This is a genomic window from Sphingomonas sp. 22R3R2A-7 (assembly GCF_036856055.1).
In the GTDB taxonomy this organism is placed as follows: Bacteria; Pseudomonadota; Alphaproteobacteria; order Sphingomonadales; family Sphingomonadaceae; genus Sphingomonas.
Genome location: NZ_JASPFR010000001.1, coordinates 3,743,102 through 3,756,991 on the forward strand (window position 1 = coordinate 3,743,102; position 13,890 = coordinate 3,756,991).

Consider the following 13,890-nt stretch of genomic DNA (forward strand, 5'->3'; position numbering starts at 1 on the left):
TCGCACCCGCCGCCGTCATCCTGACGAAGGTCAGGATGACGGCGGGGGCGTCAGGATGACGGGGGCATCACGATGACGGGAGGGTGCGCCGGCGCAGCGGGTGCGCGGCAGCCTAGACCTGCAGCCCCATCGCATCCTGCGTCCGCTTGAGCACCGGCGCCGCCAGCGCGCGCGCTTTTTCCGCACCGTCGCGCAGCACCGCGGTCACCGCGCTGCGATCGTCGAGCAGCCGCACCATCTCGTCACGAATCGGCCCGAGCTTGGCCACCGCCAGATCGGCCAGCGCGGGCTTGAACGCGCCAAAGCCCTTGCCGCCATATTCGCCCAGCACGCTCGCCACGTCGCTGTCCGCCAGCGCGGCATAGATCGTCAGCAGGTTGCGCGCCTCCGCGCGGTCGCCGAGTTCGTCGGCGGTCGCGGGCAGCAGGTCGGGATCGGTCTTGGCCTTGCGGAACTTGTCCGCGATCGTGTCGTCGCTGTCGATGAGCTTGACGACCGATTGCTCGGACGGGTTCGACTTCGACATCTTCGCCGACGCATCGCGCAACGACATGATCCGCGGCGCCGCCTTGCTGATCAGCGGCGCGGGGAGCGTGAACAGGTCGACGCCGTAATCGCCGTTGAACTTGGTCGCGATGTCGCGCGCGAGCTCGAGATGCTGCTTCTGGTCCTCGCCAACGGGCACATGCGTCGCGTTGTAGAGCAGCACGTCGGCCGCCATCAGCACCGGGTAATCGTAAAGTCCGACGCTCGCGCCTTCACGGTTCTTGCCCGCCTTGTCCTTGAACTGAGTCATGCGGTTCAGCCAGCCGACGCGCGCGACGGTGTTGAGCAGCCACGCCATCTCGCTGTGCGCGGGCACGCGCGCCTGGTTGAACAGGATCGACTTGGCCGGATCGATCCCCGCCGCGATCATCGTCGCGGCGACCTCGATCGTGTGCGACGACAGTTCGGCGGGTGCGATCCATTCGGTCGGCGCGTGCAGGTCGGCGATGAAGAACATCGACTCGCCGCCCTGCGCGACGACGTCGTCCTGCAGCGTCACCCACTGCTTCACCGCCCCTAGGTAATTGCCGAGATGGAGATTACCGGTGGGCTTGATGCCGGAGACGACGCGCATGGGAAAACCTATCTGGAACGACGCAGGAGCGTGGAAATGTCGCCCAGCCGGAACGCGCCGGTGAGCAGGGTGGCGATCGCATAGACGACGCCGCCGGTCGCGACCAGCACCAGCATCGCCCCCCAGCGCTCGGTTCCGGTCCCCGTGACGAATGGCTGAAACAGGTCGTTGAGGAAATACATCACGCCGCCCATGATCAGCGCCGCGACGAGCAGCCGCCACGTCCGCCTGATGAGGCGCGCATCGGGGGTGAAATGCCCTCGCCGGACCAGCGTGCGATAGAGCATCGCGACGTTGACCGTGCTCGCGATCGCGGTGGCGAGCGGCGGGCCCATATGGCCGAGCGGCTTGATGAAGGCGAGGTTGAGGACGAGGTTCACGACCATCGACATCGTCGCATAGCGCACCGGCGTCCGCGTGTCCGAGCGCGCATAATAGCCCGGCGTCAGCACCTTCACGAGGATGTACGACGGCAGCCCGATCGAGAAGGCGGCGAGCGCCTGCGCGGTCAGCACGCTGTCTTCGAGCGCGAATTTGCCGTGCTGGAACAGCGCGCCGACGATCGGCACGCCGCAGACGATCAGCGCCACCGTCGCGGGCAGCGTCAGGAACAGCGCGAGCTCCATGCCGCGATTCTGCGTCGCCATCGCCTCCGTCTCCTCGCCGCGACCGAGCTGGCGCGAGATGGTGGGGAGAAGCACGGTGCCGAGCCCGATGCCGATCAGCCCGAGCGGCAGCTGGTTCAGCCGGTCGGCGAAATAGATGTACGAGACCGATCCCGCGGGCAGCAGCGCCGCGGCGAGCGCGGTCGAGACGACGAGGTTGATCTGCACCGCGCCCGCACCCGCGGCGGCAGGCCAGATCAGCGCCATTAGCCGCTTCACGTCAGGATTGAGCTGTGGCCGCTTCAGCCGGAGCACGACACCTGATTTGCGGCAGGCCCAGATCAGCCAGAGAAGCTGGAGCGCGCCCGACACCGTCACCGCGATCGCCTGGTTGCGCGCGGTGAGCAGCGGCTGGTGCTCGTGGAACAGCAGCAGCGCTGCGATCAGCGTCGCGTTGAGCAGGATCGGCGCGGCGGCGTTGATCCAAAATTTGTGCAGCGAATTGAGGATGCCGCCGAGCAGCGAGACGAGGCTGATCAGCAGCAGATAGGGCAGGGTGATGCGAGAGAGGTGGACGACATAGGCGAACCGTTCCGCACTCGCGCCATTGAACCCGAAGGTCAGCAGCCAGGTGACGGGCCATGCGGCGATCTCGAGCAGCACCGTCATGCCGATCAGCACGGGCAGCAGTACCGACAGCGCGTCCTCGGCAAACCTGATGCCATCGGGCAGGCCGCGGCCGTCCTTGTCGCCGACCTTGCGGTTGAACATCGGGATGAACGCGGCCGAGAATGCACCCTCGGCGAAGAGCGCGCGGAACATGTTGGGCAGGCGAAACGCGATCAGGAACGCGTCGGAGGCGAACCCCGCGCCCACGAACCGCGCGAACAGCGAGTCGCGGACGAGCCCCAGGACCCGGCTGGCGAGCGTCAGCCCGCCAACCGATCCCAGCGCCTTGGCGAGGTTCATCCGATCAGCCCCCGATCTCCCGGATCAGGCCTGGCCGAAATCGCCGACGTTCGGCTGGATGCCCTGCTGCTCGGACTGCTGGACGTAGAGCTGCGCGAAATCGATCGGCTCGAGCAGCAGCGGCGGGAAGCCACCGTCGCGCACGGCGTCGGACAGCACGCGGCGTGCGAACGGGAAGAGCAGGCGCGGGGCCTCGCCCAGCAGGAAGGGCTGGACATGCTCGGCGGGGATGTTGCGAAGCCCGAACAGCCCCGCAAAGGACAGGTCGACGATGAACGCGACCTGCCCGTCGGTCTCGGCGCGGACGTCGATCTTGAGCACGACCTCGTGCACTTCGTCGCCGACCTGTGCCGCGCCGATGTTGAACTGCACGTCGATCGCGGGCGGCGTCTGGTTCTGATAGACTGCGGGGGCGTTCGGGTTCTCGAACGAGAGGTCCTTGACGTACTGCGAGATCAAGCCGGCTGCAGGCGCTTCGTCGGCACCATTGGCAAGCGGCTGATCTGCGATCGTCATGCCGTTCTGGTCGTCCATGATCTGCAAGTCCTTCATGCGAATGAAATTGGACCGAAGCGGAGGTGTCGCGCGTTCGTGTCTTGAGGCGGTGCGCGTAGCAGTGCCCGACGGGCGTTTCAACGGCTTCGGATTTTGCAGCGGGTTTGAATCGTAACGCCTTTGGCCTATGTTGGCCGGAAGATCGGAGGCCGTGTTGTTTTACGTTGTTCTTCTCGCGATGGTCGCAGGGTTTCTTGCGATGCGTCTCTATAGCGTGCTCGGGAAGCGAACCGGTCATGAGCAGCCCTTGCCCCGTGCGGCCGAGGAGCGTCCCGCGCAGGTGCCGATCGCGCGCACGGTCGATGCGACGCCCGAACAGCGGACGATCGCGAACCGCAACATCGAGCCGCGCGCGGAGCCCGCGCTGCGCTCGATCGTCGCCGGCGAGCCGGGGTTCGACGTCAACCAGTTCCTCGAGGGCGCGCAGGCGGCGTATCGCATGACGCTCGAGGCGTTCTGGAAGGGTGACGCGGAGACGCTGGCCACGCTGGCGAACGACGATGTCCGCGCGGCGTTCGTCGAGGCGATCGAAGCCCGCAAGGCGGCGGGTGAAACGCTCGACAATCGTCTCGTGACGATCGAGCGCGCGGTCATCGCGGATGCCGCGGTGTCGGGTCGCGACGCCAGCATCACGGTGCGGTTCGATGCGGATATCGCCGCGATCACGCGCAACGAGGCGGGCGAAGTCATTGCGGGCTCGCTTACCGACGCGGTCGAGACGCATGACGTGTGGACGTTTGCGCGGACGCTGAAGAGCAGCGATCCGAACTGGAAGCTGGCGGATACCGACGAGGCGTGATGCGCGTTCGGGGGGAATCGTCGGGGGACTGGCTCTTGCCGTCGCCCTGAGCGGGTGCGTGGGCGGCGTTGCGCCCCCCACTGATCGCCCGTCGGCCGGTCGTTCGCCGATCGCCGGAACCAGTGATCCGCGTGCCAAGCCTGGTCGGGTTCATCCGGTACGCGATGCGGGCAACAGCGAGAATATCCGCGGCATCCAGACCCCCGCGCGGATCGTCGGCGCAGTGCCTATTCTGCCCGTTCCGATTGCGGCGCCGTTCGCGCCGGCCGATCGTGCCGTCGCAGCGGGTGTCGTTGCAGGCCCCGACATTGCGAGCTTGCCGATCAGCGAGCTTCAGGCCGAAGCCGCACGCGTCGCGTTTCTGACAAGTTGTCCGGGATTGCAGCGTCGCACCGATCAGTCGGGGCTCACGCGCGGCGCGGACTGGCAACCCGCCTGCGCCGCCGCGGCGTCGGTTCCACGCGGTGGCGCGCGCACGTTTTTCACGCAGTGGTTCGAGGCGGTTCAGGTCGGCGACGGCAAGGCCTTCGCAACCGGCTATTACGAGCCCGAGATCGCCGGGTCGCTTGACCGGCGCGACGGCTATGCGCCCGTCTATGGCCGACCGCGCGACCTGATCGACGTCGATCTCGGCGCGTTTTCGACTTCGCTCAAGGGCAAGAAGATCCGCGGGCGCGTGTCGGGCAGCAATTTCATTCCCTATTACGATCGTACCGCGATCGAGCAGGGTGCGCTGACCGACAGTGCGCCGATCCTCGCCTGGGCAAAGGATCCGGTCGAGCTGTTCTTCCTGCAGATCCAGGGGTCGGGACGCCTCCGTCTGCCCGACGGGTCGATCCTGCGGATCGGTTACGACACGCAGAACGGACGCGATTATACCGGGATCGGCGCGCTGATGAAATCGCGCGGACTGCTCCAGCCGGGGCAGACATCGATGCAGGGGATCGTCGGCTGGCTCCACGATCATCCGGTCGAGGGGCAGGCGATCATGCGCGAGAACAAGAGTTTCGTCTTCTTCCGCGAACTCGACGGTCCGCCGCAGGGGGCGATGGGGTATGCCGTGACGGGGCAGGTCAGCGCGGCGGCGGACGTCAAGTTCGTGCCGCTCGGCGCGCCGGTCGTGTTGTCGCTCGACCGGCAGGATGCGACCGGGCTGTGGATCGCGCAGGACACCGGCGGCGCGATCAAAGGCAGCAACCGCTTCGACACCTTTGGGGCGCAGGCGCCGCGGCGGAGGCGACCGCGGGCGGGATGGCGGGGCGTGGTACCGCGTTCCTGCTGCTGCCGATCGGTACGGTGGCGCGGCTCAACGCCGGAACAGCGAATGGAGCGCGCTATGACGGGTCGGCCGCTCAACGCTGACGAGGCGCAGCTCTGGGCGCGCGTGATGGCGACCGTGCGCCCGATCCGCGCGGTGCCGCTGCGCTCGGCCGTGCTTGCGCCACCCGCGCCCGCTGCCGCACCCGCGAGCGGGCCGGCACGCAAGGTGAAACCGACCAAGGGCATTCGCATGCCAACCCAGCCCGCGGCCGTGGTTCCCGGTCCGGCCAAGGCCGCGCCGCGGGGTCTCGCTCCGGCGAACACGCTCGACGGCGGATGGGACAAGCGGTTGCTGCGCGGCGCGGTCAGTCCCGACAGTTCGATCGATCTTCACGGCCATACGCTGTCGTCGGCGCATGCGATCCTCGATACCGGGCTGGCGCGTGCGATCGCGCGCGGAGACCGCGTGCTGCTGCTGGTGACGGGCAAGCCGCCGCGCCCCGAGAGTGAACGACCGCACGCGCGCGGCGCGATCCGTGCCGCGGTGATCGACTGGCTGTCGATCTCGCGCCATGCGGGCGGTATCGTCGCGGTCCGCGGCGCGCATCCCCGCCACGGCGGCGCGGGCGCGCTCTACATCATCCTGCGCCGCAGCCGCGAAGCGCTCGCCTGAAGACCCTGCCGCGGTCGCCTGCCCGGGCGGGCTCGCTCTCAATCCATCCCGGCGCGGTCGATACCGGCTGACGCCGTGGCAGACGATCGCGCGATCCATCGACCGGCGGGGGCCGGTGGCGCCATGTGCAATAACTCGACAAACCGGTTCTTGGTGATACTGAAACGGGAATGACTTCGATAAATCCGCTATTCGGGAACCAGCCAACTTCCTAATTACGTTTCGTTAATCACGGCCTGCCAAATCGAAGTTCAACCACGGTTGCTGAACAGATGTTTGCCGACAGCAGCGATTGGGCGGAGAATGGCAGTGACTTTATTGGTGTCTGGCGTTGCAACCGGTCCGGGTTCTATTAAGAACCGGATCATCACTATGGTTCGTGGCCGCATTTTGGCACAGACGTCGAGACGACTGGGTCTGGCGATGTGTTCTGTCGCCCCCGTCCTCCTGGCCTCGCCGGCCTTGGCGTCGACGCAGGGCACGCTGGGCGCGACGTCGACGGGCAGCGTGCAGATCACGGTCTCCGTTCCAAGCCGCGTGCAGATCACCGGGCTTACCGACATCACACTCGCCAATGTCGACCCTGGTGCCGAAGCCCGGAAGCCGCAGGATACGTGCGTATGGAGCAATACCGCGACCAAGGGCTATACGATCACCGCGACTGGCAGCGGCACCGGGGGCGTTCACGCTGGCGTCGGGCTCGCTGACGCCTGTCACCTATGCGGTGGCGTGGAGCCAGCAATCGGGTCAGACGACGGGCACCGCGCTCGTCCCCGCAACCGCGTCGGCGGGCTTCGTGTCGACCGCGGTCCTGCCCGGTTGCGCGACGGCACCAACGACGACGTCGTCGCTCGTCGTGTCGATCGCGCCGGCCCAGCTCCAGACGATGGCATCGCTGACCAGCTATACCGGTACGCTGACGCTGCTCGTCAACCCGCTCTGACCGGCTGAGCGGCGCGCAGCGCGATGCGGGTTCTGCCGACGCTGCTGACCGGGATCGCGCTCGCGCTGTCGCCCTGCCTGCTTCAGCGCGCATGGGCGCAGCAGGTGCAGATCACGCGGCTCGCCGACTTCAGCTTCGGCGTGCTGGCGACGACCGCGGGTGACGTGACGCAGAGCAGGAACGTCTGCGTCTCCGCCACATCGCTCGGGGGCGGCTACAGCATCCGCGCGATCGGCAGCGGCGGCGGTGGGGCCTTCACGCTCGCAGGGGCCGGCGCGCCGATGGCGTATGACGTGCAATGGGCGGCGCGTCCGAATCAGTCGAATGGCCTCGCCCTCCAGCCCGGCGCCACGCGGGGCGGTCTCGTCTCGACGGCATTGGGGCTCAATCTCGGGTGCGTGCTCGGTAACGACTCGGCAAGCCTGATCATCGCGCTCCGCGCAGCCGATCTCAGCGCGGCGACTGCCGGTGCGTATACGGGTACGCTGACGTTGCTCGTCGCTGCAGAATAGCGGCGGATCGGCGATGTATGGATCCGGATTCCGGCTCGACCGGCTGGCGGTGCCGCTGCTGCTTGCCGGCACGATCGCGCCGATCGTTGCCCACGCGCAGGACAGCACCGGCAAGACGGGCGTCGTCGTCGGTCAGCCCGCGGGCTTCGATCAGCTCGCGAGCGTTCAGCAGGCGGTGGTCGACGTGCAGATCGGCGGCCGGATCGTCGGACAGGCGCAGATCATCCACGGGGCCGGGCGATTGACCTTCGTCGATGTCGATGCGGTGATCGCGTTGATCCCGGACCTGCGCGATCCCGCCGCGATCCGCGCCGTCCTGGGCGCGCCCGAGCTCGATGCGCATGCCGAGCTCGTCTGTGCGGCCGACGCGGTCCCGGCGGCGTGCGCCACGCTGCAACCGGCCGTCGCGGGCGTGGTCTTCGACGAGGCGCGGTTCCGCGTCGATATCGTCGTCAATCCGTTAGCCCTGTCCGTCCATGCCGCTGCCGAGCGCCACTATCTGCGGCCGCCTTCCGACGGGCTGTCGCTGGTCGATCAGTTTGGCGGGACGATCGCGGGGAGCGGCGGTACTGCAGAGATCGCGCTGAACAATCGAGCGATCTTCGGCTACCGCAACGCGCGGCTGCGCAACGAGCTGTTCTATTCGTCGCGCTTCGGTCTGGTCGTCGATACGCTTGCGGCAGAACTCGACAAACCCGGCGTCCGCTATGCTGCCGGGGCGCTATGGGCGCCGGGTATCGATCTCACCGGCCGCCGCAAGATCGTCGGTGCAGGTGTGCAGAGCCAGCAGGATACGCGGCTCGACCGCATGCTGATCGCGGGAAGTCCGCTGGTCGTGTCGCTCGCAGTACGCTCGCGCGTCGATATCCTGCGCGAGGGGCGGCTGGTGTCGTCGCGGACCTATGATGCGGGGAACCACGCGCTCGACAGCGCCAGCCTGCCCGACGGCGCGTATGAGGTGATCCTGCAGAATCCAGGAAGCGGGCGGCGCTGTTCGCGACGAGCGGCGTTTCTTTACCAAGGACGCCGCGATCGCGGCGGTCGGCGAGCCGATCTTCTTCGCCTATGCGGGGCTGCTCGCGAACGACCGCCGGGGGACGCCGGTCGCGGTGTCGCAGACGCCGTTCTACGAGGCGGGCGTGGCGCGCCGTCTGTCCCCGCATGTCGCGGTCGATGCCACGCTGCTGGGGACCGACCGGACCGCGATGCTCGAGCTGGGCGGCTATTGGCTGGGCGAACGCGCGCAGATCCGGGGTGCGGCGCTTGCCTCGGTCCGCGGCGATGCGGGTCTATTCGCCCAGATTTCCTCGCCGGGATCCGCGAGATTGAACTACACCCTCGACGCGCGCCGCGTGTGGAGCCGGGGCGACCGGCCGCTGATTCCGCTCGGTGACCTGTCGCGCGGCTATGATGTCGGCACGATCGACAGCGTCCGCGGGCTTGGCGCGGGATCGTTCGTCCAGGTCTACGGCACGCTCAGCTATACGCTGCGCCCCGGGCAGATCGGCGTCACCGGCTTCTACCGCGACGACGCCCGCGCCAGTCGAAGCTACGGGATCGGCCCCACGCTCTACATGCCGCTCCTTGAGCGCGGGGGACTGCAGGTCAGCCTGCGCGGCGACATGACATTGTCCAACCGCGGCCGTTCGGCGTTTTTCGGGCTCAGTCTCCAACGTCTGCGCGGGGCGTCGTCGACCTATGCCAATGCCGGCATACGCACGATATCGGGCGCGGGGGCGGCGCGCGCGATGGCGGCGGTTCGCGTCTCGGTGGCGGGACCGCGCTGGTCGGCGGAATCGGCGGTGCATGGCAGCGGGATGGCGTACTCGGCGGTAACGTCGCGCTGTCGGGTGGGCTCGAGCGCGAGGTCTATGGTGCGCTGGCGCGGGGGCATGCGGATCTTCGAACGCGCGCAGCGACGGTGTCCGCCGATCTCGCGCAGCCGGTCGGCGGGCGCAACGGCGCCACGCAATATGCGCTCGGCTTCCAGACGACGGCGGCCGTCAGCGGGCAGGGTCTCGCATTCGAAGGGCGCGAGCGGAGCGACAGCGTGATCCTCGTCGGGGTCGAGGGTGCCGGCCTCGATCCGAGTGCGACGTTCGAGCTGTTGATCGACGGCACGGTGCGGGGCGTCGTTCGCGCGGGGCGCACCGCGTCGGTGCTGGTGCCGGCCTATCGCCGCTATGCGGTGCGGATCCGGTCGACGGGCGCCGATCTGGTCCATGTCGACGGCGGCGCGCGCGACGTCAGCGTGTATCCCGGCACCGTCGCGCGCGCGTCTTGGACGGCGTACCCCGTCGTCGCGATGTTCGGTCGGATCGTCCATGCTGACGGTACGCCGATGGCGAACGCCGCGGTCCATGCGGGCGACGCGATCGGCACGACCGACGACAAGGGCTATTTCCAGATCGAGGCCGGCGTGCGGACAACGCTCAAGGTCCAGACCGCGGATGGCGGGCAATGCCGCCTGCCGGTCGCGGCGGCCCCGGGCGCGGAGGGCTATGCGGCGATCGGCACGCTGGTCTGCGTGCGCGCATTTTCATCGAGGCAGATGGCGGATTCGACGCCGTGACGAAGGAGGACGGGCATATGATGCGATGGATTGCGGCGCTGGCGTTCGCGACGCTGTTGGGGGCGACGCCGGCACGGGCGGACCTCGTGCTGAGCCAGGTCGTCGTCGATCTCGCGGCCAGCGGCCCGCCACGCGCCGATATCGAGGCGTGGAACACGGGGGCCGAGCGGATGTACGTTGTCGCCGAGCCGGCCGAGATCGTCGATCCCGGCACGCCGCGCGAACGCCGCGTTGCCAGCGTCGATCCTGCAGCGAGCGGCCTGCTGGTCACGCCGCAGAAGCTGATCCTAGAGCCCGGCGAGCGGCGGCTGCTGCGTATCGCGGTGATCGGTGCGCGGCGCGCGCGCGACCGGATCTACCGCGTCACCGTCAAGCCGGTCGCGGGCGAGATTTCCGCGGCGGGATCGGCGCTGAAGCTGCTCGTCGGCTATGACATGCTCGTGATCGTCCGCCCGCCGGTGCTCGCCGGCACGATCACCGCCACCCGCGCCGCAACCGCGCTCGTGCTGGCGAACACCGGCAGCACCAATGTCGAACTCTACGAAGGGCGCCAGTGCGATGCGGCGGGCAAGGATTGCCGCACGCTCCCGCCACGCCGCCTGTATGCGGGTGCGGACTGGACGCAGACGATCGATCCGGACCGCCCCGTCGACTACCGGGTCAAGACGGGGACCTCGGTCGAAACCCGCCGCTTTTGAGCGCCTTGTTTGGTTAACGTCCCGGCCCGACCGAGTCCGCACGGCGTTCGCGGGTCCGCCGATCGGCGCCCGGTCGGCGAGCGTTTCCCGCCGCAGGATCTGCACGTCTCGACTAATATCGATTGTCAGTCCGACAGACCCCGCGCTGGGTGCGCAAATCCATCTTGGAGGTTCAAGCTATGCGTACAAGTTTCCCTAAATATTCGGCAGTTGCGATGATCTTGGTCGGATCGGTCGGGCTCGGCGGATGCGCCACCAAGGGCTTCGTCAGGGAGCAGATCGCGACCGTGAACACGCGGATCGACGGGATGGACGGCCGCCTTCGGACCGTCGAGGGAACGTCGGGTCAGGCGCTCACGCAGGCGCAGGCGGCCGCCGGTCAGGCGCAGCAGAACGCGCAGCGCATCGATCAGATCAACGGCCGCGTCGATGGCCTCGACCAGCAGATGCAGCAGCAACAGCAGCGTCAGCAGCGCCGGCCCCGCGGCTAAGACCCGGCCCCGTACGCGTGTTCCGGACGACGGCGACAGCGCCTTTCCATGACGCCCGCCGTCTCGGCATCGCCGCCAGCGCCGTTCTCGCGCTGCTGGCGGCGCAGCCCGTGACCGCTGCGCCGGCACCGGCGAAGGGTGTCGAGCGGCGGGCGCGCAAGGCGGTGCCCAAACCGCGTGCGGAACCGCTTGCCATCGAGCAGGCGGCGCTGGCGGACGCTCCCATGCCCTCGGAGGCGACCAATCGTCTCGTCGCCTGGGTCGCCGCCGCGAAGGACAATCGCGGCATGCCCTATATCGTGATCGACAAGCAGAATGCGTTGCTTCTGCTGTTCGGTGGCGATGGGAAGGCGCTGGGGCAGGCGCCCGTGCTGCTCGGTGTCGGCATCGGCGACGATTCGTCGCCCGGCGTCGGCGCGAAGAGCCTTGCGGAGATCGGCCCGGCCGAACGGACAACGCCGGCAGGGCGCTTCATCGCCAAGTTCGGTCGCGCGTTCGGCAATCAGCGCGTGCTGTGGGTCGATTACGCCAACTCGGTCGCGCTGCATGCGGTGATCACGACGAACAAGAAAGAGCGCCGGGTCGCGCGGCTACTGTCGCCGACGCCCGACGACAACCGCGTCACCTTCGGCTGCATCAACGTCGGTACCAGTTTCTATACCAAGACGCTCCGCCCGCTGTTTCAGAAAAAGGGCGGGATCGTATACGTCCTTCCCGACTCGCGGCCGGTCGACGAGGTGTTTCCCCGCCTGCGGCTGCTGCCGTACATACCCCCGGCCGGCCCGCTCGCCAAAGCGCCGGTCGAGGCGGATCGACGGGTGGGTTCGGAAGGACGATCATGATCCTGTTGACGCTGGCCGCGCTGCTCATGGCCGACCCGCCCGCGCGGAGCACCCCGTCGCCCGGCGATGCGGTGGTCGTCAGTGCGCTCACCACCGAACAGCTCGTCGCGCAGTGCCGGGGCAAGGACGCCGATCCGACGCCCGATTTCTGCACGGGCTACATCCTCGGTGCATTCGACACGCTGTCGCGGTCCCGCCAGATCTGCCCGTCATCGACGCGCGCCACGACGGTCAAGGTTCTCGCGACCGTCCGCAAATATCTGCGCACGCGCGGGAAGACCGCGACCGGCGCACCCGCGTTCGTCGTCCGCGACGCGCTGCAGCGCGCATATCCCTGCAAACGCAAGTAACCGGGTGCGCGGCGCGGCGCCGACGTCACGCCACTAGTCGCTGATCGTCCAGCCCTGCTCGACATTGCGCCCGCGGATGCCGCGCTGCGCTGCCAGCTTTTCGGCATAGCTCGGGCCATTTGGCGTCGCCGCGCTCGCCGCGCGCTGGGCTATCGCGGGCAAGCGGCGTTCAGGTGCGGGCAGGGGGCGTGACTGGGCGACCGGCTCGGCTAAAGGCTGCGCTACCGGCCCTGCCACGGGACGCGCCACGGGCGAGGCTGCCGCGTCGTTCGCAGCGTCCGCGGGCGAAGCGGGGACAGGCGTTGCGATCATGGTCGCGAGGCTTGCGGGCCAGCTGATACGCAGTCGCACCGATTGGCGTCGCGGGCTGCCCTTCGCGGATGTCGAGGTATAGCGGGCCTTGTCGATCGCGATCGCGCACGCCCTTACATCGAGCCGCGGCACGCCGCTGGATTCCACGACGCTGCACTGGTCGACCTTGCCCGTCGGATCGACGCCCAGTTGCAACAGTGTGTACGGCGGACCCGCTGCGGGTGCACGGGGCTTGAAGAAATTCGCCAGCGATCTGCAAAACGTCGGTTTGAAGTCCACCAGCCGCCCCCTGCGATCCCGGATCCTGCACGGGGCCGGCGGCGAGACCGGGGCGGCAGCGCTGGACGCGTCCGCACCGATCGGCTGTTGCGGCGGCGGCGACGGGATGGCGGCGGGAGCGGCCTGCACGAGCAGCATGGCGAGGTGAAGCATCGCTCACGGATGCATTAGCGGGCTTAACATCCGGTTTCCGGCGCCAGGTTGCGGGCGACCGCAGTCTCGCGCTGCTGGGCAGGTCCGCCCAGTTGCCGTCACCCCGGCGGAAGCGGACATCGGTCCAGCTCGTCTGGGCGTCCGTGCCCGGATGTTCGAAGACTCCTACACGGCTTGGAGGGACCAAGAGCCAGTGCGGCATGGTTTGATAGTCAGCGCCGAGGTCCGAAGCTCCGCGAGCTTGTAAGCGAGCGCTACGAGACGGGCCCGAGCAAAGCGCTAACATGGCCGGGATCGATCATGAGGGTGACCCAGGAGACCCACTTCGCATCAACCCGTGAAACCCTTTGGCGGCTCCGCTATGATGATCCTGTTGCCATCCTGATCAGAAATTTCGGCTATCGCGCCAAAACCACCCCGGCTGATCGGGTCGATATCGACGCCGAGATCGGCAAGCCTGTCTCTTTCCCACTCAATGTCGGGGGTCACGATCGTAAGTACGGACTGTCCGGCCTTATCGGCGTCGAGGATCAATTGGATACCGGCCGTGCCGATGTTCCGCCACTGCGTCAGCGTGGGCATCGGATGGTCGTCAGCGGGTCGGGCGAGTAGCGCGGTATACCAATCCTCAGCGCGCGCCATGTCCGTTACACATGCCACCGCGTACAAGCCCTGGATCTTCATCAGAAATCTCCGATCGGCCGCTTCAAGACGTGGGTTCCAAGCGGTGAACTATAAAGTTGCCGATGCGGCTCGC

The 13,890-nt window shown here is 67.9% G+C and carries 16 protein-coding genes and 1 pseudogene; 12 read left to right on the forward strand and 5 right to left on the reverse strand.

The genetic code is table 11. The annotated features are described in order from the left end of the window. Positions 1-112 precede the first annotated feature (112 nt). The 3 genes from trpS to secB are packed head-to-tail and all read right to left on the reverse strand — an operon-like array spanning position 113 to position 3,228. A complete protein-coding gene (trpS, locus tag QP165_RS17995; protein ID WP_333996663.1) occupies positions 113-1,120 on the reverse strand; it encodes a tryptophan--tRNA ligase in 1,008 nt (335 codons plus the stop codon). Positions 1,121-1,128: 8 nt separating this feature from the next. Next, on the reverse strand, positions 1,129-2,694 hold the full coding sequence (gene murJ, locus QP165_RS18000) for a murein biosynthesis integral membrane protein MurJ (RefSeq protein ID WP_333996664.1): 1,566 nt from the start codon (positions 2,692-2,694) through the stop codon (positions 1,129-1,131). Between the two features lie 24 nt (positions 2,695-2,718). Next, complete coding sequence (secB, locus tag QP165_RS18005) at positions 2,719-3,228, reverse strand: protein-export chaperone SecB (RefSeq protein ID WP_333996665.1); 510 nt, start codon at positions 3,226-3,228, stop codon at positions 2,719-2,721. 175 nt (positions 3,229-3,403) lie between these two features. Between secB and QP165_RS18010 the strand changes: the two genes are divergently transcribed. The 12 genes and pseudogenes from QP165_RS18010 to QP165_RS18065 all read left to right on the forward strand — a co-directional run bounded on the left by QP165_RS18010 (position 3,404) and on the right by QP165_RS18065 (position 12,389). After that, complete coding sequence (locus QP165_RS18010; protein WP_333997066.1) at positions 3,404-4,048, forward strand: Tim44/TimA family putative adaptor protein; 645 nt, start codon at positions 3,404-3,406, stop codon at positions 4,046-4,048. Continuing rightward, positions 4,032-5,410, forward strand: a pseudogene (gene mltA, locus QP165_RS18015) (murein transglycosylase A). The gene QP165_RS18010 and the pseudogene mltA overlap by 17 nt, the downstream one beginning before the upstream one ends. Positions 5,411-5,435: 25 nt before the next feature. Beyond that, positions 5,436-5,981: a Smr/MutS family protein gene (locus QP165_RS18020; protein WP_443019383.1), complete on the forward strand. Its 546-nt coding sequence runs from the start codon at positions 5,436-5,438 to the stop codon at positions 5,979-5,981. A 586-nt stretch (positions 5,982-6,567) separates the two neighbouring features. Beyond that, positions 6,568-6,924, forward strand: a complete 357-nt coding sequence (locus QP165_RS18025; protein WP_333996667.1) for a hypothetical protein — start codon at positions 6,568-6,570, stop codon at positions 6,922-6,924. Positions 6,925-6,947: 23 nt separating this feature from the next. Continuing rightward, a complete protein-coding gene (locus QP165_RS18030; RefSeq protein WP_333996668.1) occupies positions 6,948-7,436 on the forward strand; it encodes a hypothetical protein in 489 nt (162 codons plus the stop codon). Positions 7,437-7,449: 13 nt separating this feature from the next. Further along, positions 7,450-8,829: a TcfC E-set like domain-containing protein gene (locus tag QP165_RS18035; RefSeq protein WP_333996669.1), complete on the forward strand. Its 1,380-nt coding sequence runs from the start codon at positions 7,450-7,452 to the stop codon at positions 8,827-8,829. Further along, positions 8,762-9,490: a hypothetical protein gene (locus tag QP165_RS18040; protein WP_333996670.1), complete on the forward strand. Its 729-nt coding sequence runs from the start codon at positions 8,762-8,764 to the stop codon at positions 9,488-9,490. The genes QP165_RS18035 and QP165_RS18040 overlap by 68 nt, the downstream gene beginning before the upstream one ends. After that, the gene (locus tag QP165_RS18045; RefSeq protein WP_333996671.1) at positions 9,487-10,008 is read left to right on the forward strand and encodes a CS1-pili formation C-terminal domain-containing protein; all 522 of its coding nucleotides are present in this window, start codon (positions 9,487-9,489) and stop codon (positions 10,006-10,008) included. Before QP165_RS18040 ends, QP165_RS18045 begins: the two co-directional genes overlap by 4 nt. A 17-nt stretch (positions 10,009-10,025) precedes the next feature. Beyond that, positions 10,026-10,706, forward strand: a complete 681-nt coding sequence (locus tag QP165_RS18050) for a hypothetical protein (protein WP_333996672.1) — start codon at positions 10,026-10,028, stop codon at positions 10,704-10,706. Positions 10,707-10,921: 215 nt separating this feature from the next. Next, complete coding sequence (locus QP165_RS18055) at positions 10,922-11,197, forward strand: hypothetical protein (protein WP_056021793.1); 276 nt, start codon at positions 10,922-10,924, stop codon at positions 11,195-11,197. A gap of 17 nt (positions 11,198-11,214) precedes the next feature. Then, positions 11,215-12,039 carry a hypothetical protein gene (locus QP165_RS18060; protein WP_443019336.1) on the forward strand — a complete coding sequence of 275 codons (825 nt, stop codon included), beginning with the start codon at positions 11,215-11,217 and terminating at the stop codon, positions 12,037-12,039. Continuing rightward, on the forward strand, positions 12,036-12,389 hold the full coding sequence (locus QP165_RS18065; RefSeq protein ID WP_333996673.1) for a Rap1a/Tai family immunity protein: 354 nt from the start codon (positions 12,036-12,038) through the stop codon (positions 12,387-12,389). Before QP165_RS18060 ends, QP165_RS18065 begins: the two co-directional genes overlap by 4 nt. Positions 12,390-12,422: 33 nt before the next feature. Here QP165_RS18065 and QP165_RS18070 read toward each other — a convergent pair whose 3' ends face one another. After that, positions 12,423-12,980 carry an energy transducer TonB gene (locus tag QP165_RS18070; protein WP_333996674.1) on the reverse strand — a complete coding sequence of 186 codons (558 nt, stop codon included), beginning with the start codon at positions 12,978-12,980 and terminating at the stop codon, positions 12,423-12,425. Between the two features lie 483 nt (positions 12,981-13,463). Continuing rightward, on the reverse strand, positions 13,464-13,817 hold the full coding sequence (locus QP165_RS18075) for a VOC family protein (protein WP_333996675.1): 354 nt from the start codon (positions 13,815-13,817) through the stop codon (positions 13,464-13,466). Positions 13,818-13,890 lie beyond the last annotated feature (73 nt).

Excerpts from the sequence above, each read along its gene's own strand:
- trpS (WP_333996663.1), bottom strand. The coding sequence starts at position 1,120 with ATGCGCGTCGTCTCCGGCATCAAGCCCACCGGTAATCTCCATCTCGGC.
- murJ (WP_333996664.1), bottom strand. The coding sequence starts at position 2,694 with ATGAACCTCGCCAAGGCGCTGGGATCGGTTGGCGGGCTGACGCTCGCC.
- secB (WP_333996665.1), bottom strand. The coding sequence starts at position 3,228 with ATGGACGACCAGAACGGCATGACGATCGCAGATCAGCCGCTTGCCAAT.
- QP165_RS18020 (WP_443019383.1), top strand. The coding sequence starts at position 5,436 with ATGGCGACCGTGCGCCCGATCCGCGCGGTGCCGCTGCGCTCGGCCGTG.
- QP165_RS18030 (WP_333996668.1), top strand. The coding sequence starts at position 6,948 with ATGCGGGTTCTGCCGACGCTGCTGACCGGGATCGCGCTCGCGCTGTCG.
- QP165_RS18035 (WP_333996669.1), top strand. The coding sequence starts at position 7,450 with ATGTATGGATCCGGATTCCGGCTCGACCGGCTGGCGGTGCCGCTGCTG.
- QP165_RS18050 (WP_333996672.1), top strand. The coding sequence starts at position 10,026 with ATGATGCGATGGATTGCGGCGCTGGCGTTCGCGACGCTGTTGGGGGCG.
- QP165_RS18055 (WP_056021793.1), top strand. The coding sequence starts at position 10,922 with ATGATCTTGGTCGGATCGGTCGGGCTCGGCGGATGCGCCACCAAGGGC.
- QP165_RS18065 (WP_333996673.1), top strand. The coding sequence starts at position 12,036 with ATGATCCTGTTGACGCTGGCCGCGCTGCTCATGGCCGACCCGCCCGCG.
- QP165_RS18075 (WP_333996675.1), bottom strand. The coding sequence starts at position 13,817 with ATGAAGATCCAGGGCTTGTACGCGGTGGCATGTGTAACGGACATGGCG.